This window comes from Neisseria arctica, from assembly GCF_022870905.1.
Classification (GTDB): domain Bacteria; phylum Pseudomonadota; class Gammaproteobacteria; order Burkholderiales; family Neisseriaceae; genus Neisseria; species Neisseria arctica.
The window spans coordinates 86,114-108,689 of sequence record NZ_CP091510.1 but is presented as its reverse complement, the minus strand read 5'-3'; the positions used below and the strand labels follow the sequence as shown (position 1 = coordinate 108,689).

Here is a 22,576-nt window from a genome sequence, read left to right as displayed (position 1 = left end):
AGACGGCCTTGCATCAATTTTCTTTACGGCTAAGCGTAATGCCGCTGAAACCGAATAATAAAGTCAATAACAAGCATAAGTAGCAGAAAAACGCATACGGCAAATAATCCAATACCGGCACGCCCAAAGCATGGCTGATAAACACACCGCACACACTCCAGGGTACCAGCGGGTTAATCACCGTACCCGCGTCCTCCAAAGTACGCGACAAATTGCGCGGATGTAAATTGAGCTTGTCGTAAACAGACTTGAAGGTTTCACCGGCCAGCAGCAGGCTGAGATATTGTTCGCCTACCAAAATATTCACGCCCAAAGCGGTAGAAGCGGCGGCAAAAGTTACACGGCCCGCACTATGGAGCAAATGGCGGATACCATCAAGCAAAGCGGGTAATACGCCCAATGCCGCCAGCAAACCCCCCATACTCAAAGCCAATACTACGATGGTTTGAGTGAAAAACATACTGCTGATACCGCCGCGGGAAATCAAACGGCCCACGTCGCCCAAATCTACCGCAGGTGTATAACCGTTGAAAAACCAGTTGCCCAACTCTCCTACTCCCGGCTTGCTATGCAGATAAGTTAAAGGTAGTGCGACGGCAATGGTGGTCATAATCGTATAAATCGCGCCTACTTTACGCAGTGCCAAAACCAACAATACCGCCAAAGGCAGCAACGAATACCAATGTACCAAACCACTTTGCTGCAATTGGTTTTGAATGGAGGTAATACTGTCAATACTGCCGCCCGTATTGCCGGCCAGCAGCCATAAAAACAGAGCGGTTAATGCAAATGCCGGCACGGTGGTATACATCATATTGCGGATATGTTCAAACAAGTCAATACCGACAATCGATGCGGCAATACCGGTGGTATCGGAAAGCGGCGACATTTTATCGCCGAAAAACGCACCCGATACAATCGCTCCCGCCGCAATCGCCGGATCAGCTTGGAATGCCTGGCTCATACCGATAAACGCCACGCCCAAGGTGGCGCAGGTCGTTAAACTGCTGCCGATAGCAATGCCTACTATCGAAGTCAGCAGAAATGCCGAAAGATAATAATAACGGGGAGAAATCAAGTCGAAACCGTAATACATAATAGTCGGAATCGTACCCGCCATCATCAATGCGGACACCAACAGCCCGATAAAGAAAAACAGGTAAATCGCACCGATGCCCGACATCACGCCCGCAGCCATCTGCTGTTGCATGTCTTGGAAGCGGATACCGCGGATACGGCCATAAACCATCAAGCCGCACAACACCAAAATAATCGATAGATGCGGCATCCAACCAAATCCTATCATGGTTACGCCGACTACCGAGATCACCAACACCGCGACCCAAAGTGCTTCAAGCGGCTTCAAATTTTGTAAAGATTGTTTCATGATCTTCCTATACTGCCTTACAACAGTTTTTATTTTAAAATTTTCACTTTGCAGAAACTTAACATTATTATTGTACACGATTACACTGTTTCTCTGCATTTCGGTACTTCAGCCGGCTATATACCGTCTGGTCACCGCCCTATTGCCCGGCAACCCTGATTGAATCCAGATACCGTTTGTTTTTAAGATAATTGAAAATACACTCGGCGTACCACACACAGAGAAAATCCGCTTAAGGGAATACCCATGAATGTCAAACTCCGTACCGCCACCCTCAACGATGCCGCCGTATTAGCCGATATTTACAACTGTGCCGTCCATGCCGTGGATCCGCGCCTCTATACCGAAGCTGAAAAGGCCGCATGGACAAGGGATGCCGGCACTTCTCCGTTTTGGAAAATACGTATACCGCGCACCCGTCCCGTATTGGCGGAACGCGACGGTATGGCTGTCGGTTTGCTCGAATATCTGCCCGGCGGCTATCTCAACTGCTTATATGTCCACCCTCACCACCAGCAACAAGGTATTGCTTCGGTAATGCTCAAACATGCTGCGACAATGGCCCTACAAGAAGGTTGCGGCAAGCTGTATGCGGATGTTTCCAAAGCCGCCTTACCATTTTTCCAACGCCACGGTTTTGTCAATCTCCGTGAAAACCATATTGCCCGGGAAAATGAGGTACTGATCAACTACCGCATGTATCTGCAACTTTGACAACAGTCGAATAATCACTCCATCAAAATACTTCCGAGCCGTCTGAAAACATGATACAAAGCCTAAAAGTATCAATGTTTAACATGCAGCAACCAACAACAGGAGCCACGCCATGAGCGATTTGAAACAACAATTCGAACAAGCCCAAGCCGATGTCGTCAGCTTGGCCGAACGCCCCGACAATGCTACCCTGCTTAAACTCTATTCGCTTTATAAACAAGCTACCGAAGGTGATGTGAAGGGCGACAAACCCGGCATGTTCGATCTGGTGGCTAAAAAGAAATACGAAGCTTGGAGCAATCTGCAAGGAATGTCTTCCGAAGATGCTATGAAAGGCTATATTGCAGAAGTGGAACGTTTGCTCAACGAAGAATAAAATCAAGCGTATCTCTGCTTATACTCTACCCACAAAGCACAGTACTATCGGTATTGTGCTTTTCTTGTTAAACCAATTAAAAAACTTCAAAAACAATACACTACTAGTATATTGATGATGCCTACCGTACCAAAACAGAAACAGGGCCCAAAGCCCTGTTTTTTATGTACTGAACTATCGTATGGTAACTTTTTTATAAGCCTTTAGCAGCTCATATACATCACTTGTTACGTTGATACAGCCGTTCGTCATTTTACGATCCTCAGCATTCGGAGAAACAATCCGCTCCATCCTGCGCTCAGACGGTTTACCCGTCCAAACACGATGTATCGCAAAAATAAATTTCTCTGTTTCTTTAAACTTCAATACATCTCCCCCGTAACCTTTACGGGTGGTTCGTATTAATTGCAGAGGAAAATCACCTTTGGGAGTAGCTGCACCGACCAACACGGGATAGCACTGCCCTTTCATACACAGCTCGGCCCGGCCGGTATCTACCACCACGCCTGAAGCCGGCTGTTCAATACCAAAAGCCCGGGCACTAACGCCCAGGCTTAATAGCATCAACCACAATGCTTTTTTCAACATTAACCTTCCTATTTATTGACGGATCGGTTTTGATGAAGTTTCTATTTCACGAACGATAACTTCACGCACCGTTTCTTTAGGTTTCGGACCGCAACCTTCAGGCAGCCAGAAGAACGAACGGGCATTCATGTCTTTATCGAACAAAATTTTGTATTGGCAGGTTTTATGCTCACCGTTTTCACGATAGTTGAATAGGTAGTCCCATTCGTGCACACCGTACAAACCCTCCTTGAAGTGCGGACGGCCGATCAATTCGTAAATTTGGTCTTTATTCATACCCGATTCAATCATCCGCACATTATCCCAATTCGGCCAAGAACCATTTTGAGTACCGTTATGACGGAAAGTGGTTTTCTCAGGGCTAGGCCATACGGGATTATCGGTGGTACCTTCACGGCTTACATGGCTCAAATTTCCGCAGGCTGCCAAAGTAGCAGCAGCAACCAAAGGTAGCATCAATTTAATCAGTTTCATTATTTTATCCTTAAATTTCTTTATTCGGTGTCGTCAGGCCGTCTGAAAATACCAGCATCAAATGGCCTGCCTTTTACGGTTTTACCACTGGTAACCAACGCTGCCACCCCAGTTTAGGTGGCGCTGGGTGTTGATGCCTACACCCGCTTTGGTAGACCATTTATTGTTGTCTGAATTACGCGCGTAACCGACAGCCAATGCCTGCTCACCGCGATAACCGCCGACACCTACAGATACCATGCTTTTGCCAGCTTCGTTCGGGCGTTGCAGGAATGCAATTGCAGTTGCTCCGGCAATACCGGCACGCAAATCGTCATCCATATCGTCGATGCGGTTGTTGATTTGATTAATATTTGCTGCATTATTGCCCACTTGGTTCGCGACCAAATACAACTGGCTGCCGTTAATAGCATCAGTGCTGTCAGCCGTGATGCGACCTGCCGCCACATTGGTTACGGTACGCTCGGCACCTACCTTGCCTACGCTTACGGTAGAGTTAGGTGCTGTAGCTGCAAAACCACTGTATGTAATACCATTCACCGTAGCACTGGTAGTACGCACTACCGGCGCAGTTTCAGAAGCCGAACCCAAAGCAATGGAGCTTGCTTGGTCTGCTACTGCTCCACGGCCCAAAGCAACAGCTTGGGAAGCGGTTGCTTTCGAACCGGCGCCAGCGCTGAGTGACATAACACCGCTCGCCTCTGCAGCAGAACCTACAGCAGTACTTTGCCCACCTCTGGCAGTCGCTTTACGACCTAATGCAGTATCAGCTCCGTTTAACGCCGTGGCTTCAGAGCCCACAGCAGTTGAAACAGCACCGGTAGCAGAAGAAGCAGAACCCAGGCTCAATGCAGATTTACCGGTAGCTTTAGATTGATTCCCGACGGCTGTTGCATTATCCGAATCAGCTTGAGTGGCCACACCAACTGCAATTGATTGATTACCAGAAGCCTGGGAATTAGTTCCCAAGGCTGTGGAGAGTTGACCTGTAGCTTTAGATTCGGAACCGGCTGCAAGGCTTTGTCCACCGCTTGCAGTGCTTTGACGGCCAACGGCAGTAGCAGTTGCCCCAGATGCATTAGCCTGCTCGCCTACTGCTGTTGCCGAAACAGCGGTTGCCTTTGCTTGTGCGCCGATAGCAATAGTAGATTCTTTAGTAGCAGAAGACTGGGAGCCTACCGCAACACCGGCAAGACCAGAAGCAGTTGACCATGTACCGGCCGCCACTGAATAATTGCCCGTAGCGTTGGCATGTGACTCAACGTTACTGTTGGTGCTATACACGCTGAAATATTGTTCTGCCCCGGCCGCCATTGCTGCCGAAGGAACGGCAAAAAGGGCAGCCAAGATTACTGCTAATTCTTTACGATGGATAGCCCGCAATGAAGTAGAAGAAATATGCTTTGAATACATAATACTTTCCTTATTGTTGATAAATAATGCAATTTCAGATGCCAACCTCGTAACGATAATAAAACCACTTCATTATTTAAGTATTTAAGTCTTGTAAGCTCATTCAACTTACTGACTGCCGTCAGGCGGTATCATCCGATCACGATAAAAGCAGCTACTATTTTTAAATTGAATTAAAAAAACAGTAGCCGCATTCTTCCCTGTGATTCAGTGATTAAGTGATGGTTTTTATTTCTGCTCAAATTAGCAAAGAGCATCAAAACAATAAAGTAATTATTCTAGTAATTAAAGTATCTAAGATAATATTTTATTTATTTACTATCTGATTAATATCTAAAAAATAAATTTAAATTCCAAATAAACCATTTTAATTGGAATTTAAATTTAAATAATAACCAGAATAATATATTTATTCCGACATCATTAAAACATAAACGGAAAACTTATGCCATGAAAATATGTATCATATAAGCAATTAATTATTGAATTTAATATAATGTATATTATTAATTTGGTATATTAAAGATCTATATTACCGCTATCATCTTTAATAGAAAATCCGACAAAAATCCATATTTTCATACCAATCGTTTTTAAAATTCAGTATCTTCTGTTATTATCTTTAAAAATCAAACAACCAAGAAAGAGATAAAAATAGATGAAGCAGAAACTCGTCCACTTCTTCCAATCTGAGCCTGCTGCCGGTATTACGCTGATGGTAGCGGCATTACTGGGCATTATTGCTGCCAACTCTCCGGCTGCAGCAGTATATTTCGGTGTATTGGAAAGCTATGTGGCAGGCTTAAGCGTTTTACATTGGATTAATGATGCCGTAATGGCTGTATTCTTTTTGTATGTCGGTTTAGAAGTAAAGCGTGAGCTTTTACAAGGCGAGCTGGACAATAACAGCAAACGACTGTTGCCCGGCTTGGCGGCAATGGGTGGTTTGGCAGTACCTGCACTGATTTATTTGGCATTCAATGCAGGCAGCGGAGAAGCGGCAAACGGTTGGGCGATTCCCGCAGCTACGGATATTGCTTTTGCCTTAGGTGTTTTGGCACTTTTAGGCAAGCGCGTACCTGTATCGTTGAAAATATTCCTAACAGCATTGGCCATCATGGATGATTTGGCAGCCATTGTGATCATCGCTCTGTTTTATACCGCCGATTTGTCGCTGATGTATTTGGTACTGGGCGCAGTAACACTGGCAATATTGACAGCCTTGAATTTGAAAGGTGTTTTAAAAACCACTCCCTACCTGCTACTGGGTATTTTGCTGTGGTTCTTTATCCTAAAATCAGGTATCCATGCGACCTTAGCCGGAGTATTGCTGGCCTTTACCATTCCACTACGCATATACGACAGTATCGAAGAAGCCCCACTATTGAAGTGGGAACACGGCTTGCAAAATTGGGTATCTTTCTTGGTTGTGCCGCTGTTTGGCTTTGCCAATGCAGGCGTATCGTTTGCAGGTTTCAGTGCTTCAGTACTAATCGAGCCCGTAGTACTGGGTATCGCTTTAGGTTTGCTCATCGGTAAACAGTTGGGTATTTTCGGTACGGTTTGGCTGTTGAACAAACTCGGCTGGGCCAAATTACCCGAAGGTGCGACTTGGATGCAGGTTTACGGCGTGGCATTGCTGTGCGGTATCGGTTTTACCATGAGTCTATTTATCGGCTTGTTGGCCTTTGAAAGCCAACAATTGCAAGACTTCAGCAAGGTCGGTGTGTTCTTGGGTTCTGCCGTTTCCGGTTTGCTCGGCTACATCGTGCTGATGTGCTGCGGCAACAAACCGGCCAAATCATAAAGATTCAAGCCTCATATAAAAAACGCCGTCTGAAAATATTCAGACGGCGTTTTTTATATTGAATGCGGTATAAACAGCAAATTATGCGGCTTCCCAATAATCAATATAAAGTTGCAATTCGATTTGGTTACGCCATTCATTCGCTACCGGACGGTACACGGTACGGATACGCTCGGGAATCTCTTCGGTACAACGCCAAAACATGGCTTCAAATTCATAACCTTCTTTTTGTAACCACACTTTTTTATGATTCACGCCCATCGCCTGCTGGCGTACAACGGCAAATTCATCGGTAAAACTCGGAGGCGCAAAACCCTGTCCCCATACCTGCATCGATAGATGCTGTGCCTGCGCCAACGTAATTTCCGAAGCAGGCAAACTGCCGTCGGTAATAAAGGTTTGCGACAAATCATCCTCGCTGAGCAGCTCGCCCACCACTTTTTCGAATGCCGTCTGAAACTGAGCTACGTTTTCATAACGGATGCTCAATCCTGCCGCCATGGCGTGTCCGCCGAACTTTAAAATCAAATCAGGGTAACGCTTGCTGACGATATCCAAAGCGTCGCGCAGATGCAGTTTCGGAATCGAACGTCCCGATCCTCTCACCTCTCCGTTATCTGCTGGGGCGAACACAATTGTCGGACGGTAAAAACGGTCTTTCAAACGGCTTGCCACAATCCCGACTACACCTTGGTGAAAGTCATCACGATAGGCTACCAACGTGCTCTGCCCGGAAGGTAGAATTTCAGGAAAACCGTTTAACGCATCTTGCAGCATCGATTGCTCTATTTCACGGCGTTCCATATTCAAATCATTTAATTGTGCCGCCAACGCCGCCGCTGTTTCGCTATCTTCCGCCAACAAACAGGCAATACCTACCGACATATCATCCAATCTTCCGGCGGCATTGATACGCGGCCCTAAAGCAAAGCCCATATCAAACGGCTGGGCTTTGCACCAGTCACGCTTGGCAACCTCAAACAAAGCCCGCACACCCGGGCACATTTTTCCGGCGCGCATCCGCTTTAGCCCTTGCGATACCAAAATACGGTTATTGTGATCGAGCGGCACCACATCGGCCACCGTACCCAATGCCACCAAGTCCAGCAATTCGCCCAAATTAGGCTCTTTACCCACCGCAAATACACCGCGGCTGCGTAATTCGGCACGAAGCGCCATCAATACATAAAAAATCACCCCTACCCCTGCCAAACTCTTGCTGGCAAACGTACAGCCTCTCTGGTTGGGGTTCACGGTAATGCAATCGGGTACTGCCTCGGCCGGCAGATGGTGGTCGGTAACAATCACCGTCATTCCCAAAGCCTGCGCGCGGGCAACACCGGCACAGCTGGCAATACCGTTATCCACCGTCAATAATAATTGCGCGCCTTGCCGGGCTGCCAGTTCGGCAATTTCAGGTGTTAAACCGTAACCGTGTTCGAAACGGTTAGGCACCAAAAAGTCCACCACCGCCCCCATGCTTTGCAAGCCCTTGATACCGACAGCGCAAGCCGTTGCACCGTCGGCATCATAATCGGCCACGATCAGTATTTTTTCGCGCCTCAATATAGCATCGGCCAAACGCTCTGCGGCAGCCGTGCATTGGCTCAAACTCTGATAAGGCAGTAGGCCGCTGAGTTTATCGTGCAACTCATCGGGATGCACCACATCACGCGCTGCGCACAAACGCGCCATCAACGGATCGGCACCGGCATCAATTAATGTTTGGCACACTGAAGGGTTATAAGAACGGGTTTGGATTTTTACAGACATGAAATAAAAATAACTTTGAAACTGCGGATTTAAGCAATCCGCTATTGTAGCGCGAAACCGCATCAAATGCCTCAACGATAAAATGCCGTCTGAAAACGATTTCAGACGGCACAATATTCTTACAAATTAATTAACGGTGATATTTTTCAAATAAACCTTGATGCCTTAGTTTCCAACATTCAAGGCCACTTACTTCCATACCTCCACTTACTTCCATACCTCCAATTAATCCAAACGCCCCGAAAATATCTTTTTACGCTTCCAAAACGCCCAACCGGGTTTGGCCGCGACCGACAACACACCGCCATACACACCATCAGTAGCAATCTGCAAACTTTTCAGACGGCCTGTTTGCAAAGCCGCATAAGCCGGAGCAAAAAAACGTTGTTCCCACTCAAGCAATAAGTTTTGATAGGACCAAATATCACCCGTATCCCGCATGGCAGACAAGTCGTCCAAAAACAATACGCTATGAGAAGCAGCAACCGGTTGCTCATCTAAATATGCAAACCACGCCTGCAAATCATACGGCGCATCCAAACGCTGCCCCGGATAAAATTGCGCCCACATACTGTCACTTCCCAACAGCGGATACTCAGGCGGCAGCGCACCTGCAAGATCCTGCCACAGCCACACTCCGTTTATCGCCGGTAATCCTTCTCTGGCACGCACATTATTGAGTGCATGGTTATGCAACAACATTTGCATTTCCGTTTGCATTTGCAACCATTGGGCCGCATCCTTGCCCTCTGCCCGTACCGTGCCGTCATTCTGCCCCAAAGCATCCGGAAGCGGAGCCACACACCAATCCGGCTCTTGCGGTAAAGTTAACAACCACCAATCCGGCCTCAATGCGTAAAAACACCAGCCGTCTGCCTGATAAAACGCATTCAAATCCGCAATCAATTCTGCCGATTCCGCCTCACTAATGCCGACAGCCCCGCCTCCCAACATATCCATGTGATGCATACCCATCTGCTGCCATACCGGCGAGGCAAACACCGCAGCTTGCCCGACATCCAATCCGAGCGACTGTTTGGCGGCAGTCAGCAAACTGCCCCGCCACAAATATTTCGCATAAAATTCAGACGGCAAAGCCGAATGTGCGGTAAATTTGCCAAAACGCAACAAACTGTTTAAAGCAGGCAAATCCAAACCACCCGCATTTTCCAAACCATCCCGGCACAAAGCAGGCAGAGCAAGCGTCAGATGCATCACATATCCACCGTTGGTAAACAAAGCAGTTATTTTACGCGCATTCCCGCAAACCACCTATGCAAAAACCGCTGAACCGCTTGCGGTTTTGAAGGTCGAATTTAACGGATCAGGCTTCATTGAGGAGCTGTTCCGATACAGCCTTAAGCTTTTATGGTAAACTGTTTACTCATGTAAAAAACAGAAAACTGCTGTGTAAATCAAGGCAATAGCCACCATAATAGCAGTCTCCGCCCATTTATCGGGCTGCTTTTGCCGTTTGAAACATACGGCACCGATTCCGCTTGGCAGCACCTCTCAAATCGTGCTGCCGCATAACCAACCGACCCGCACCCGCCGCCCGTATTGCTGCTGCCTGCGCGTCGGCCCAATATGGAAGTAGAGTTTAGTGACCAAACAAACGATTAATCTTTTAGGCCGCTTTTGGCATAACAAACCAACACGCTGGTCGCTGCTAGGCATCTTGCTACCCGTATCCGGCATCATGACAGCCTACGCTGTAACCGAGCCGTTGCCCCGACCCAACCTTTACCAAGCTGAACGTGTAGTGGAAGAACTTCCGGCTGTTTTCGTCGACGCCGGAACCTATCAGGGCAGTTATTGGACGGAAGAAGCCGTCCGCCCCGGAGATACGCTCACCGAAGTATTGAACCGCCTCAACGTACCCGCCGCCAGCATCAAACAAGTATTGGCCAAAAGCCCTGTCGACACCAAACTCAAGCAGCTGCGTGCAGGCCAAACCATTAGTGTGCGTTTGGACTCTACCGGCGACGTTACCGATATCCAGTTTTTCAATGACGACGATAACGGCGAGCGCAACCTCGTCGCCATCGAAAAAGTAAACGGCAAATGGCAGGCATCCGCTTCGGAACTACCGATGGAAAGCATGCCCTCACTGCGTTCGGTGATTGTCCGTACTTCTGCACGCGGAGCGATGGCACAAGTCGGCATACCGGTGGAGGTGCGCGAATCTTTAAGCGAGATTTTCGCTGATCTTTTTGATCTGAACACGCTCAAAAGCGGCGATACCATCCGCTTGCTTTACAACAGCCTTTATTTCCGCGGCCAAGAGATGGCTACCGGCGATATTTTGGCTGCCGAAATCGTGAAAGACGGTAAAACCTATCAGGCTTATTATTTCGGTCAAGAAGATGACCAAGGCGGCAGTTACTACGACCAAAATGGTAAGGCGCTGCAGCAAAAAGAAAACTTCAGTGTACAGCCCGTAGCCTACAGCCGCATCTCCTCACCTTACGGCGTTCGCTTCCATCCCGTATTACGCACCGTCAGAATGCATACCGGTATTGATTATGCCGCTCCAATCGGAACACCCATTAAGGCTCCGGCAGACGGCACATTAACCTTCAAAGGCTGGCAGGGCGGTTACGGAAATACTGTTGTTTTGCGCCATAGCAACGGCGTAGAAACCCTCTATGCCCACATGAGCGCATTTTCTACTGCCAGCGGCAAAGTACGCGCCGGCGAAATCATCGGTTATGTCGGCAGCACCGGTCGTTCCACCGGCCCTCATCTACACTATGAAGCCCGAATCAACGGCCAACCGGTCAACCCAACCACTGTTGCCCTACCGACACCGAAGCTCGATCAAATCAATATGGCAGCCTTCCGCAAACAACAACAGCAAGCCAGCAATACCTTGGCAGCCGTACGCAACCTTCCGGTAACCGTTGCCCAAGTAGATTAATACCTTTGTATCGGTATGCCTAAAAAGTTTCAGACGGCTATTTATATAAATAGCCGTCTGAAACTTTTTGATTTGATAAATATACCCATTCCCCCTTAATAGCAATTTATTATTTAAAACATTTGGTGTTTTAAGCCACAACCAATTTCCCTCTTACCATCATAAAATGCCGTCTGAAAATTTCAAACGGCATTTATTTAGATGAAACTATCATCTACCTCCGCTATGCTTGTCCTAGAAAAACAAACCTCATAGCCTATATTTAGTAGTAAACCATACACAATAAAAAATCAGGCCGGGCATATACCCGACCTGATTTTGCAAAGTTCCACCAAAACTACTTCGCCAATTCCCGATCGATTTCCTCATACAACTTGGCAAAATCAGGCTCGCCGACAAAAGTCTTCAAAACCTCGCCCCGCTTGTTGACAAACACAGAAGTAGGATAAACCTGAGTACCGAAAGCTTTACCTACGCTACCGTCCTCATCGTACATCACTTGAAATGGTAATGCGCGGCTTGCAGCATAATTTTTAACGCTATCTAAAGGGTCAAACGGTTGGGAAATAGCCAAAATCTGAAAATCTTTACCCGCATAATCCTGCGCGGTTTTCACCAGTTTGGGCATTTCGCTGACACAGCCCGGGCAGGAAGGATACCAAAAATTGATTAATGTTACCTTACCCTGCAAATCGGCATTGCTTATCGTTTTTCCTTCTAAACTTTGCAATGAAAAAGTGGGGGCCGGATGGTTTTTCGGCCATAATACAACGGCTAATAAAGCGGCTACGATGAGCGCCACAAGGGGAAACAATACTTTTTTCATACAGGTGGTTGGTTATCAGTTAGTTTTTGCAATGCTTGGAATAAATTTTCGTTCATATCGGTTGCCCGGCCGGTTTCGCTACTCACCGGAACCAAAGTCAGCTCTGCTTCGACTACGTTTTTGCCGCTGTCTGTCAGTACAATATTTTGCTGCAACAATACCTGACGCGGTTCCAATCCGATAATGCGGCTTTCTACCCGCAACTCATCACCTGCCGTTGACGGGCGGCGGTAACGGATATCCACGCGCGCCACCACCATCATTTCACCCTGTAAAAGCGGCAGCAGGTTGTGTTGCTCGAAATATGCCCAACGGGCTTCTTCTAGAAATTCCAGATAGCGGGCATTATTTACATGGCCGTAACCGTCCATATGATAGCCGCGCACTCGGATAATGGTTTCTTTGCTCATAAAATTATCAATTCAGGGTAAAGGCTTGGAAGGTTTCACGCTCCAAAGGCTCGGTCGACAAATCGGTAATAATAGTCGAGAGCTGGATATCAAACCATTCATTGAAAATATCGGGATGCAAATCCGGCCACTCGCTTTCATCTTCGCACCAATCTGCCAATTCGGCAGCAAAAATTTCCTCGAACCGGCCTTCGATTTCCGCCCATACTTCTTCTGCCGTATCACAGGGATTCACCAAATAAGCATTGGCATCTGCCTGCAATGTTTCCAACGACATATCTGAAAGGTCGATATCCGGCAAAGATTGCAGCCAGTTCCAGAACGGTTCCAGCGGCATCAGCAAAAACATGCTGCGGTTAACTTCATACATAATCGTCTCCTTCAGGCAGAACGGGTTGTTCACGGATAAGATAATAATGCGAAAACAGCGGCGCGTCATCTGTTTGCGCGGTTGGCTGTCAAATAAATATCTGTCGTCTATTTCTACAATGAAAATATGCCGTCTGAAAAATGTTCAGACGGCATCCTGCACAACTGGTAATAAGGTAATTTAGCTATACATACTCTTTATTTTACAAGCTGTTTTAAAAAGCCAACCGCTCATCAGTTTGCCAAACGGTCATGATGCCGTTTTGTTCCGCGCCATACAGATGTTGATCATTAATCAGACTGCTTTCATGCCACGATTGTACTTCGGATTCGGCGGTCTTTTCAGTTGTCGGCACCTGCTCACCAACGGGCACATCCGATTCGGAAGATGCGGCTGATTCGGGATTGTCTACCAACTCATCTATATCGATATTGTCCTCTTCGTTTTGAGGTAACGGCACACCTAGCTGTTGGGCACGCATCCGCATATACAGATCGCGTGTATAGCTGTACTTATCAATGGCGGCTTCATCCAAACTATCGGTTAAGTCCAAAATCCGCTCACGGGTATTCACGGCATTAAGTGCGACGGCACCCCAACGAGCTGCATTGGTATCGAATACAGCGGTTTGAGGAGAATAAACACCGGCCACGGTGGAACCAAGGCTGTCGCGTACAGTTGAAGGCCCCATCAACGGATAAACGAAGTAATTGCTTTTTTTCCACCCCCAAGAGGCAAATGTGTCGCCCAAGGTATTTTTATTGTTGGGTATTTCTCCCGCATCGGCAATATTAATCAAACCGCCCAAACCAAAAGTCGTATTAATACCCACACGCACCAAATCTTCACTTGCCCGCTTGATATCAAGCCTCAACACATTGCTGCCAAAGCTGACGACATCTCGCAAATTATCAAAAAAATTGGTTACGCCCATCCGGACAGGCTTCGGCGTAACGGTGCGGTAACCGCGGGCTACAGGAGCGAGTACGTAATGATCGGCCGTATCATTAACTTTAAACATGAAACGGTTGTAGCTTTCATACGGATCATTAGGATTGCTTTGGGCCAGCGCGGGCTGAGCTGCGGCTAGAGCCAACACGGCCAAAGCGGTTGAGGTGGATTTTTTCATGCGTGAACCTGCTCTTGGATTTCGTAAAGTTCGGACAATGCTTGTACCGAAGCAGGAAGGTTATGGAAAACAAGGTTACGGTTTTGGCGCAAAGCTGCAACCAAAAGCGACAGACAGGCAGAATCGGCCTTTTCCACTTTGCCCAAGTCGATGCCGGCAAGGCCGCTTTGGCGGCATTGCTGCTCAAAGCGGCCGAATGCGGCTTGATCAACAGTTTTCACCGTGATATCACCGCTTAACCGGATAATGTTGTCGTGCAATTCGCTTTTCATGCTTAGCGGCTGCCGTTTTTGGCACGCAACTCTGCAATCAAGCCGTCGATACCTTTATTTTTAATTGTTTCACCGAATTGGTTGCGGTATACGGTTACCAAACTGGCACCTTCTACCGCCACATTATATACGCGGTAACGGTTGCCGCTTTGATAAGTGGTGAAATCCATATTTACAGGTTTACCGCCACCTGCTGCAACGATTTCGGCGCGGACGATAACTTCTTTACCGCCGCGGTTAACAACCGGATTATCTTTGATGGTAACTTTTGAGTTTTTGAACTTCAGCATAGTGCCTGAATAGGTACGGATCAGCAAAGTTTGAAACTCGCGGGTCAACGCCTGTTTTTGGGCATTGCTGGCCTGACGCCAAGGATTACCGACTGCCAACGCAGTCATACGTTGGAAATCAAAGTAAGGCATTGCATAGTTTTCGGCCTGTTTGCGGATACTGGCATCGTTACTGCCATTGGCATTTTTCAAAATGCTCAATACTTCGGTAGCGTTATTACGCACTTGGCTGACAGCCTGCTGAGGTGTCGCAAACGCCATGCTGATACTCAATACGCCGATACCCAAGGCGCTCATAATTGCAGATTTTTTCATTTTTATTCCTTCTCGTTTAGTGTGTGAACGGCTTATTCAGCCGCACCGTTTGTTGTATCGGTTTCAGACGGCTTGGCATTTTTTTCGGTAAAGCTGGTCATGAATTTACCGATCAGATTTTCCAACACCATTGCCGAACTGGTCATGCTGATGGTATCTCCATCGGCCAAGTTTTCGGGATCACCACCCTGCAGCAAACCGATATATTGTTCGCCCAAAAGTCCGGAAGTCAGAATTTGGGCCGACACATCGGTACTGAACGGATATTTCTTGTCTAAATTCAGGCTAACTTTGGCTTGATAAGTTTGAGGATCCAGCTCAATACTGCCGACCCGGCCGACCAATACACCCGCTGCTTTTACCGGCGCTTTTACTTTCAAACCGCCGATATCGGTAAATTCGGCATAAACCGTATAAGTCTGCCCCGAACCGGCAACCGCACTACCGCCGGCTACGCGAAACGATAAAAAGCCGACCGCGGCTACGCCCAGCAATACAAACAAACCCACCCAAAATTCCAAAACACTTTTCTTCATGGTTTTACTCGGTAAACATCAATGCCGTTAAAATAAAATCGATTGCCAACACAGTCAGCGCGGAAGAAACCACGGTACGGGTGCTGGCCCGTAGGATACCTTCGGAAGTCGGTACACAGTGAAAACCCTGATAAACGGCAATTAAAGTAACCGCAATACCGAAACACACCGATTTGATCAGGCCGTTGAGTACATCATAGCCGAAGCTGATATTGTTCTGCATTTGTGTCCAGAAAATACCGCTGTCCAAGCCTAACCACTGCACTCCGACCAAATAAGCACCGTAAATGCCGGCCACATTAAATACCGAGGCTAACAAAGGCATGGAAACCACACCTGCCCAAAAGCGCGGTACAACCACCCGTGAAACCGGATTTACAGCCATCACATTCATAGCCTCGAGTTGTTCGGTGGTTTTCATCAAGCCGATTTCACTCGTCATCGCCCCACCCGCGCTACTGGCAAATAAAATCGCCGCCAATACCGGCCCCAGTTCACGCAATAAGCTGGCGGCTACCATATAGCCTAAAATATCGGCGGATTTGAACTTGGCCAGCTGGGTATAGCCCTGCAAACCCAATACCATGCCGACAAACAAGCCCGATACGGCGATAATCAATACGGACAAAACGCCGGCAAAATACATTTGGCGAACCGAGAGGCGGAACCGGGTCAATACGGTGCCGGATTTCGCCAAAATCTGCAGAAGAAACAAACAAACACTGCCTAATTCCTGAATAAAACCGAGGCTGCGTTGTCCGATGGTTTGGATAAAATTCATATTTTGCTTAAATTAGGATTGTTGCTGTTCAAACGGCCTTCTAAAAATTTATGCACATTCAAAAATGAGGCCGCCTGAAGTTTTATTGTGTTCCGAACAAGTCTTGCTGCAGCGTGGTTTCTGCAGGGTAGCGGAAAGCCACTGGCCCGTTGGGTAAACCTCCGACAAACTGGTTAACCCATGGCGAATCCAACTCGCGCATTTCTTCAGGGCTGCCGGAAAACACCACTTCTCCGTGTGCCAGAAAAATCACTTGGTTCACGATTTTCAGCGATTGCTCGATATCATGCGTAACCATAACGCTGGTAGAGCGCAAAGCTTTGTTGATTCGGCTGATCAAATGGGCGATAACGCCTAGAGAAATCGGATCCAAACCGGTAAACGGTTCGTCATACAGCATAATTTCGGGATCAAGGGCAATCGTGCGCGCCAATGCCACACGGCGCGCCATACCGCCCGAAAGCTCCGAGGGCATTAATTTTTCCACCCCGCGCAAACCGACGGCATTGAGCTTCAACACAACCAAATCACGGATAACGGGTTCCGGCAGCTTAGTAAGCTCGCGCATCGGAAATGCCACGTTATCAAACACTGATAAATCGGTAAATAAAGCGCCATGCTGAAACAACACGCCCATACGGCGGCGGTGCTCGTACAATTCTGCCGGGTTCAGACGCGCCAAATCTTTACCTTCCACCAACACCCTGCCGCGCTGCGGATGCAGTTGGCCGGTAATCAGCCGCATCAGAGTGGTTTTACCGCTGCCCGATCCGCCCATAATAGCGGCAAAATTACCCTGTTCAATGCTGAAATTGACATTGTTTAGGATAGTTCGGCTGCCGTAGCCGAAGGCAACATCAGACATTTCGATGAAAGGTGTACTCATCTTCAAATCATCAACAAGATATTAAAGAAATTGCAATCAAGCCCAGGTAATACAACCAGGCCGGCGAAACAACCATTGCCGCCACGTTGGAATGGCTTTCACTGCGTAAAGATTGTATTTTAATAATATTCTGCAAAACAGGCCAATTTTCAGACGGCGTTTTAACTTAAAAATACGATCATGTATGTAAATAGGCGTGCTTTTGTACCGAGAATACGACAAATCCTGAAGCAAACTGATACCTTCACCAATCACTGTCTCTATTTATTAACTTTCCAACTGTCAAACAAAGAATGCCGTCTGAAAAGCTTCAGACGGCATTCTCAAAATATTAATTCCGGTTTCAGGGATTTCAACCGAACAAACCTACCAACTGTAATAAAAACAATACGGCAAAACCCACCAGGTAAAACAAACCCAACCAAGATAGCGTCATCAGGGAAAAGCTGATTTTATGTGCCGAATCTCGGGCCAACATCAAATTCAACCAAGCGAAAACAGGGGTCGTCAAAAATGCGGTGATCATGGCAAACTTAAGCATGGGAGCCAACGCGCCTTTGAAGAACAGGATGACCACCATACCCGCCACACAACCGAGTATCGTCCAAATTTTCAGCGAACGGGTGCTAAACTGCTTGCTTCCCGCCAGCAGGCGCACTGCTTCGGTATTTGCGCGCGAATAGCCGTCTACCGCAGTAATCGTTGTGCCGAACATGCAAGCAAAAGCGATAAACACCACCAGCCAACGCGACCATTCACCGATAGTAGCGGCATACATATCCACCAGTTGGCTGATATAAGCAGGCCCTGCCATTTTGACTTCTTGGCCCGAACCAAACTGTACCAGCGCGCCCAATGCCAGAAAAATCACCGCCAAAATTGCCGAACCAATATAGCCTACATTAAAGTCAAACAAGCCGTCGCGGTAAGATACATGGTCAAGCTTGCGTTTAACCACTACCCACAGTGAGTTAATGGCAGAAAATTCGATCGGCGCGGGCATCCAACCCATCAAAGCAATCATAAAACCTAATGAGGCAAGATTCCACGGCGAAGGGGCGACAAAATCGGGGGCAGCAGGCACGTTGCCGCTTTTCACTGCCGCTACAATCACAGCCGTTACCGTGGCTGCCGTCAACGAAACCATCACAATCTTAGACAAACCGTCCAAAGCTCCATATTTTCCTGTCAGCAGTAACAGTAAAGTTACACCCAATACAATGCCGGCAAGCAAATTCATAGAGATACCGGGAACGGCAAGACTGAGAATAACCGCCGTAATCAAACCCACTCCGGCGATATTCACCACGGTAGCAAATAAATTGAGTATCAGAAACAGCCACAAATAAAGGGGGTTTTTCTCTTTATAGCCTTCCAAAAGACTTTTCCCCGTGTCTAGCGTATAGTGCGCGCCGAAGTGGAAAAACGGGTATTTAAACAAGTTGACCAAAATAATAATCACCGCCAACTGCCAACCGTATATCGCACCCGCTTGGGTAGAGGCAATAATATGTGAACCACCGACGGCAGCAGAGGCCATCAGAATACCGGGGCCGATAGCCCGCATTTTAGAGTGCCATGTAGACACGGATTCAGAAGAGTTGATAACAGACATAAACCGCCTTCCATTCTTATTTTGACAGAGTGTCTGATAATATCGGATTATTTTTTAATTTTCTACAAAATTAGACATTTTATACATATTTTGTAACATTTTTGTCTAAAAAGGCCGTCTGAAAATTTCAGACGGCCTTTTTTAGTCTAATTTACCAATATCAAATCATCTGCAAATCATATGGAGCAAACTACCAGTTAACACGAATCGCCCGTTCACCCAAAAGCTGCTGCAAAGCATCAAACAAAGCGATATCAGGCTTAACCAGCCATTGCGGAGAAGTATGTAACTCACCGCTGGCGGCATCATTACTATAACTGAAATACAACGGTATCGAGCCTGAACCGCTAGCCCGATAGCCGCCGAGCAAATCTGCCAATTTGGGAATATCATGTTCAGGCCGCAAGCTCAAACTGAGGCTGCGGGCGTATTTTTCACGGGCAGCCTGCAAAGTCATCACATTATTGGCCATGATCCGCAACGCATCGCCTCCGCTGTAATCATCACGGCTTACTTTGCATTCCATAATCAATACTTGGTCGGCTTTCAGACGGCCTGAATATTCTTCCAACACCTGCCCGCTTACCAATACCTCCACTTGTCCGCTTTGATCTTCCAAAGTGGCAAAGGCAATTTTGCCTCGCTTGCCCATCATGGTACGCACAGCAGTAACAAAACCGGCCACACGCACATGATCTTGCGGTTTCAGCTTATTCAGTCGAACCGGAGCAAACTGCCGTACCTCTTGGGCAAACGGGCCGAACGGATGGCCGGAAAAATAAAAGCCCAACACTTGTTTTTCTTCGGCCAGTTTTTCCGATTCGCTCCACTCGGGCGCATCCTCAAGCTGCAATGGTTCGATGACATCGTCCATCATGTCGAATAGTCCGCCCTGATTGGCATTGGCGGCCTGTTGTTCGGCATTGTGGATAGCCAAATCGATATTGGCGATTAATTTGGCGCGGTTAGGATCAATGCTGTCGAAGGCACCCGCGCGGATAAGTGATTCGATGGTGCGTTTGTTGATATGTGTTTTGCCTACACGTTCGCAAAAGTCCAATAATCCGGTAAAGCGTCCGCCGCTCTCGCGCGCTGCAACAATCGCCTCCACCGCTCCTTCGCCCGTACCTTTGACCGCACCGAGTGCATAACGGATTTGGCGTTGGTTGTTGGGCGTAAAACGGTAAAACGATTCATTGATATCAGGCGGTAGAAACTCTATGCCGTTGGCGCGGGCATCATCGTAAAACAGCTTGAGCTGGTCGGTATTGTCCAACTCGCTCGACATGGTAGCCGCCATAAATTCGGCGGGATAATGGGCTTTAAGCCAAGCCGTCTGATACGCCACCAAAGAATAAGCCGCCGCGTGTGATTTGTTAAAGCCGTAGCCTGCGAATTTTTCCATATAGTCGAAAATTTCATCGGCTTTGGCTTGGCTGATACCTTTTTCCGCAGCACCGGCTACAAAAGTAGCGCGCTGTTTCACCATTTCTTCGACTTTTTTCTTACCCATCGCGCGGCGCAGCAAATCAGCACCACCCAAAGTATACCCACCGCATACCTGGGCTGCCTGCATTACCTGCTCTTGATAAACCATAATGCCGTAAGTCGGTTCCAGCACTTCGCTCAGCAAGGGGTGCAGGTATTCGAATTTCGCACCGTGCATCCGGTCGATAAAGTCGGGAATCAGATCCATCGGTCCCGGGCGGTAAAGCGATACAAAGGCAATAATCTCTTCAAACTTGGTCGGCTTGGCCTTTTGCAGCATTTTTTTCATACCGGTCGATTCAAACTGGAAAACCGCCGTGGTATTTGCCGTGGAAAAGATTTTATATGTGGCCGGATCATCCAGCGGAATATGGCTGACATCAACCTTTTGCCCGCAGGTTTCGGCAATAAAGTTTTGCGCCATTTCGATGATGGTCAGGTTGCGCAAACCCAAAAAGTCGAACTTCACCAGGCCGACGTCTTCCACGTCGCCCTTATCGTACATAGATACGGGCGAAGCCGATTCGTCTGCCTGATAAACAGGGCTGAAATCAGAGATCTTACCCGGTGCGATCAACACACCGCCGGCATGCATACCCAAACCGCGGGTCAAATCTTCCAAGCGTTTGGCCAAATCGATCAGCTGCCCGGCATCTTCGTTTTCAATCAGCTGGCCGATTTCCGGCTCAAGTTCCATCGCCTTTTCCAAACTAACGGGACGGTTGGCCTCAAGCGGAATCAGTTTGGAAAGTTTATCGCACAGGCCGAAAGGCAGCTCCAACACACGGCCGACGTCTCGTATTACGGCTTTAGACGACATCGTACCGAAAGTAACAATTTGGCTGACCGCGTCAGCTCCGTATTTTTCACGCACATATTCGATAACACGCCCGCGGTTGCTTTGGCAGAAATCGACGTCGAAGTCGGGCATGGAAACCCGTTCCGGATTAAGAAAACGCTCGAACAGCAATGCGTATTTCAACGGATCAAGATCGGTAATTTTCAGGGCGTACGCCACTAGCGAACCTGCTCCCGAACCGCGCCCCGGCCCTACCGGACAGCCGTTTTCTTTCGCCCAGTTGATGAAGTCTTGTACGATTAGGAAATAGCCCGGAAAACCCATCTGGATGATGATTTGCAATTCAAAATCCAAACGCTCCTGATACTCGGGCATTTTGGCGGCACGCTCGGCCTCATCGGGATACAACACCTCCATCCGCTCGCGCAAACCTTCATTGGAAAGCAGCGTCAGATAGTCATCCAACGACATACCGTCTGGCGTGGGAAATTGCGGCAAAAAGTTTTTACCTAATGTAATGTGGATGTTGCAGCGTTTGGCAATCTCAACCGAATTTTGCAAGGCTTCAGGTAAATCGGCAAAACGCTCGGCCATCGTTTCCGGAGAAACAAAATATTGCCCGGGTACGAACTCTTTCGGGCGTTTTTTATCGGCCAGCACCCAACCGCCAGCAATACATACCCGTGCCTCATGAGCTTCAAAATCATCTGCCTCGAGAAATTGGGTGGGGTGAGTGGCGACTACCGGCAAATCAAGTTCGGCGGCAATTTCCAAGCTGCCCGCTACCGATGTTTCCCATTGCGGACGTTCGGGCAGACGCTGAAGCTCAAGGTAAAAAGCATCCGGAAACCACGCGGCATACTTTTTGGCGGCCGCTTTGGCATTGGCTTCATGACCGTTCATCAGATTGATGCCTACTTCGCCATAGTGCGCGCCCGACAAACAAATCAAGCCGCTGTTGTCTCCCTCAGCCAACCACTGCTGGCGCAGCTCCGTATGATCGACATTGCGGTCTTTACCCACATAGGCGGCCGTCAACAGCTCGCTCAAGCGCAGATAACCCGCATCGTTTTTCACCACCAACATGGCTCGGAAAGGCTTATCCGGCGCATCTGGGTTTTCAATCCAAACATCAGCCGCCGCAATCGGCTTAATGCCCGCTCCGCGGCAGGCTTTATAGAATTTCACCAACCCGAAAAAATTCATCAGATCACTGATACCCAATGCGGGCAAGCCGTATTCTGCCGCTTTTTTGACGGCTTGTTTGATACGTACCGTACCGTCGGTAATAGAAAACTCGGTATGCAGGCGCAGGGGAATGTAAACAGGATCAGTCATAACGGTAAATCGGGTTGTGTCTTTCTCAAAAGCGTATTGTAACGCGTTTTATCTATCCCTGAGCGGCAT

The 22,576-nt window shown here is 47.9% G+C and carries 22 protein-coding genes; 5 read left to right on the top strand and 17 right to left on the bottom strand.

What is annotated here, in order from left to right; translation table 11 throughout:
* Window positions 1-13 precede the first annotated feature (13 nt).
* Window positions 14-1,387, bottom strand: a complete 1,374-nt coding sequence (gene nhaC, locus LVJ86_RS00465) for a Na+/H+ antiporter NhaC (protein ID WP_047760842.1) — start codon at window positions 1,385-1,387, stop codon at window positions 14-16.
* A 246-nt stretch (window positions 1,388-1,633) separates the two neighbouring features.
* Between nhaC and LVJ86_RS00460 the strand changes: the two genes are divergently transcribed.
* Window positions 1,634-2,101, top strand: coding sequence for a GNAT family N-acetyltransferase (locus LVJ86_RS00460; RefSeq protein ID WP_047760841.1), 468 nt, complete (start codon window positions 1,634-1,636; stop codon window positions 2,099-2,101).
* A 112-nt stretch (window positions 2,102-2,213) separates the two neighbouring features.
* Window positions 2,214-2,477, top strand: coding sequence for an acyl-CoA-binding protein (locus LVJ86_RS00455; protein ID WP_047760840.1), 264 nt, complete (start codon window positions 2,214-2,216; stop codon window positions 2,475-2,477).
* Window positions 2,478-2,651: 174 nt separating this feature from the next.
* Here the strand turns inward: LVJ86_RS00455 and LVJ86_RS00450 are convergent, their stop codons facing one another.
* From LVJ86_RS00450 to LVJ86_RS00440, 3 genes are all read right to left on the bottom strand, one after another.
* On the bottom strand, window positions 2,652-3,065 hold the full coding sequence (locus LVJ86_RS00450; RefSeq protein WP_047760839.1) for a hypothetical protein: 414 nt from the start codon (window positions 3,063-3,065) through the stop codon (window positions 2,652-2,654).
* 12 nt (window positions 3,066-3,077) lie between these two features.
* The gene (locus tag LVJ86_RS00445; RefSeq protein WP_047760838.1) at window positions 3,078-3,539 is read right to left on the bottom strand and encodes an outer membrane protein assembly factor BamE; all 462 of its coding nucleotides are present in this window, start codon (window positions 3,537-3,539) and stop codon (window positions 3,078-3,080) included.
* An 81-nt stretch (window positions 3,540-3,620) separates the two neighbouring features.
* Entirely contained in the window at window positions 3,621-4,952 is a 1,332-nt protein-coding gene (locus LVJ86_RS00440) for a YadA-like family protein (protein WP_047760837.1), read from the bottom strand.
* Between the two features lie 658 nt (window positions 4,953-5,610).
* On the opposite strand from LVJ86_RS00440, the gene nhaA reads away from it, so the two are divergent.
* A complete protein-coding gene (gene nhaA / locus LVJ86_RS00435; RefSeq protein ID WP_047760836.1) occupies window positions 5,611-6,759 on the top strand; it encodes a Na+/H+ antiporter NhaA in 1,149 nt (382 codons plus the stop codon).
* Between the two features lie 81 nt (window positions 6,760-6,840).
* Here the strand turns inward: nhaA and recJ are convergent, their stop codons facing one another.
* Window positions 6,841-8,532 carry a single-stranded-DNA-specific exonuclease RecJ gene (gene recJ, locus LVJ86_RS00430; protein ID WP_047760882.1) on the bottom strand — a complete coding sequence of 564 codons (1,692 nt, stop codon included), beginning with the start codon at window positions 8,530-8,532 and terminating at the stop codon, window positions 6,841-6,843.
* Between the two features lie 225 nt (window positions 8,533-8,757).
* A complete protein-coding gene (locus LVJ86_RS00425; RefSeq protein WP_047760835.1) occupies window positions 8,758-9,747 on the bottom strand; it encodes a hypothetical protein in 990 nt (329 codons plus the stop codon).
* 259 nt (window positions 9,748-10,006) lie between these two features.
* On the opposite strand from LVJ86_RS00425, the gene LVJ86_RS11015 reads away from it, so the two are divergent.
* On the top strand, window positions 10,007-10,129 hold the full coding sequence (locus LVJ86_RS11015; RefSeq protein WP_280520228.1) for a hypothetical protein: 123 nt from the start codon (window positions 10,007-10,009) through the stop codon (window positions 10,127-10,129).
* Between the two features lie 6 nt (window positions 10,130-10,135).
* On the top strand, window positions 10,136-11,452 hold the full coding sequence (locus LVJ86_RS00420; RefSeq protein ID WP_047760834.1) for a M23 family metallopeptidase: 1,317 nt from the start codon (window positions 10,136-10,138) through the stop codon (window positions 11,450-11,452).
* A gap of 337 nt (window positions 11,453-11,789) precedes the next feature.
* Here the strand turns inward: LVJ86_RS00420 and LVJ86_RS00415 are convergent, their stop codons facing one another.
* The 11 genes from LVJ86_RS00415 to dnaE form a co-directional block, all read right to left on the bottom strand.
* A complete protein-coding gene (locus LVJ86_RS00415; RefSeq protein WP_047760833.1) occupies window positions 11,790-12,278 on the bottom strand; it encodes a peroxiredoxin family protein in 489 nt (162 codons plus the stop codon).
* Window positions 12,275-12,688 carry an acyl-CoA thioesterase gene (locus tag LVJ86_RS00410; RefSeq protein ID WP_047760832.1) on the bottom strand — a complete coding sequence of 138 codons (414 nt, stop codon included), beginning with the start codon at window positions 12,686-12,688 and terminating at the stop codon, window positions 12,275-12,277. Before LVJ86_RS00410 ends, LVJ86_RS00415 begins: the two co-directional genes overlap by 4 nt.
* 7 nt (window positions 12,689-12,695) lie before the next feature.
* A complete protein-coding gene (locus tag LVJ86_RS00405; RefSeq protein ID WP_047760831.1) occupies window positions 12,696-13,058 on the bottom strand; it encodes a hypothetical protein in 363 nt (120 codons plus the stop codon).
* Between the two features lie 214 nt (window positions 13,059-13,272).
* Window positions 13,273-14,187 (bottom strand): MlaA family lipoprotein, encoded by a 915-nt coding sequence (locus LVJ86_RS00400; RefSeq protein WP_082131250.1) that lies wholly within the window; start codon window positions 14,185-14,187, stop codon window positions 13,273-13,275.
* Entirely contained in the window at window positions 14,184-14,459 is a 276-nt protein-coding gene (locus LVJ86_RS00395) for an STAS domain-containing protein (protein WP_047760830.1), read from the bottom strand. Before LVJ86_RS00395 ends, LVJ86_RS00400 begins: the two co-directional genes overlap by 4 nt.
* A 2-nt stretch (window positions 14,460-14,461) precedes the next feature.
* Window positions 14,462-15,064, bottom strand: coding sequence for an MlaC/ttg2D family ABC transporter substrate-binding protein (locus LVJ86_RS00390; protein ID WP_047760829.1), 603 nt, complete (start codon window positions 15,062-15,064; stop codon window positions 14,462-14,464).
* A 32-nt stretch (window positions 15,065-15,096) separates the two neighbouring features.
* Window positions 15,097-15,600, bottom strand: coding sequence for an outer membrane lipid asymmetry maintenance protein MlaD (mlaD, locus tag LVJ86_RS00385; RefSeq protein ID WP_047760828.1), 504 nt, complete (start codon window positions 15,598-15,600; stop codon window positions 15,097-15,099).
* A gap of 4 nt (window positions 15,601-15,604) precedes the next feature.
* The gene (mlaE, locus tag LVJ86_RS00380) at window positions 15,605-16,381 is read right to left on the bottom strand and encodes a lipid asymmetry maintenance ABC transporter permease subunit MlaE (RefSeq protein ID WP_047760827.1); all 777 of its coding nucleotides are present in this window, start codon (window positions 16,379-16,381) and stop codon (window positions 15,605-15,607) included.
* Window positions 16,382-16,463: 82 nt separating this feature from the next.
* Window positions 16,464-17,267 (bottom strand): ABC transporter ATP-binding protein, encoded by an 804-nt coding sequence (locus tag LVJ86_RS00375; protein WP_047760826.1) that lies wholly within the window; start codon window positions 17,265-17,267, stop codon window positions 16,464-16,466.
* 352 nt (window positions 17,268-17,619) lie between these two features.
* Window positions 17,620-18,882, bottom strand: a complete 1,263-nt coding sequence (locus LVJ86_RS00370) for an NRAMP family divalent metal transporter (RefSeq protein ID WP_047760825.1) — start codon at window positions 18,880-18,882, stop codon at window positions 17,620-17,622.
* 190 nt (window positions 18,883-19,072) lie between these two features.
* Window positions 19,073-22,507 (bottom strand): DNA polymerase III subunit alpha, encoded by a 3,435-nt coding sequence (gene dnaE, locus LVJ86_RS00365; protein WP_047760824.1) that lies wholly within the window; start codon window positions 22,505-22,507, stop codon window positions 19,073-19,075.
* Window positions 22,508-22,576: the final 69 nt, after the last annotated feature.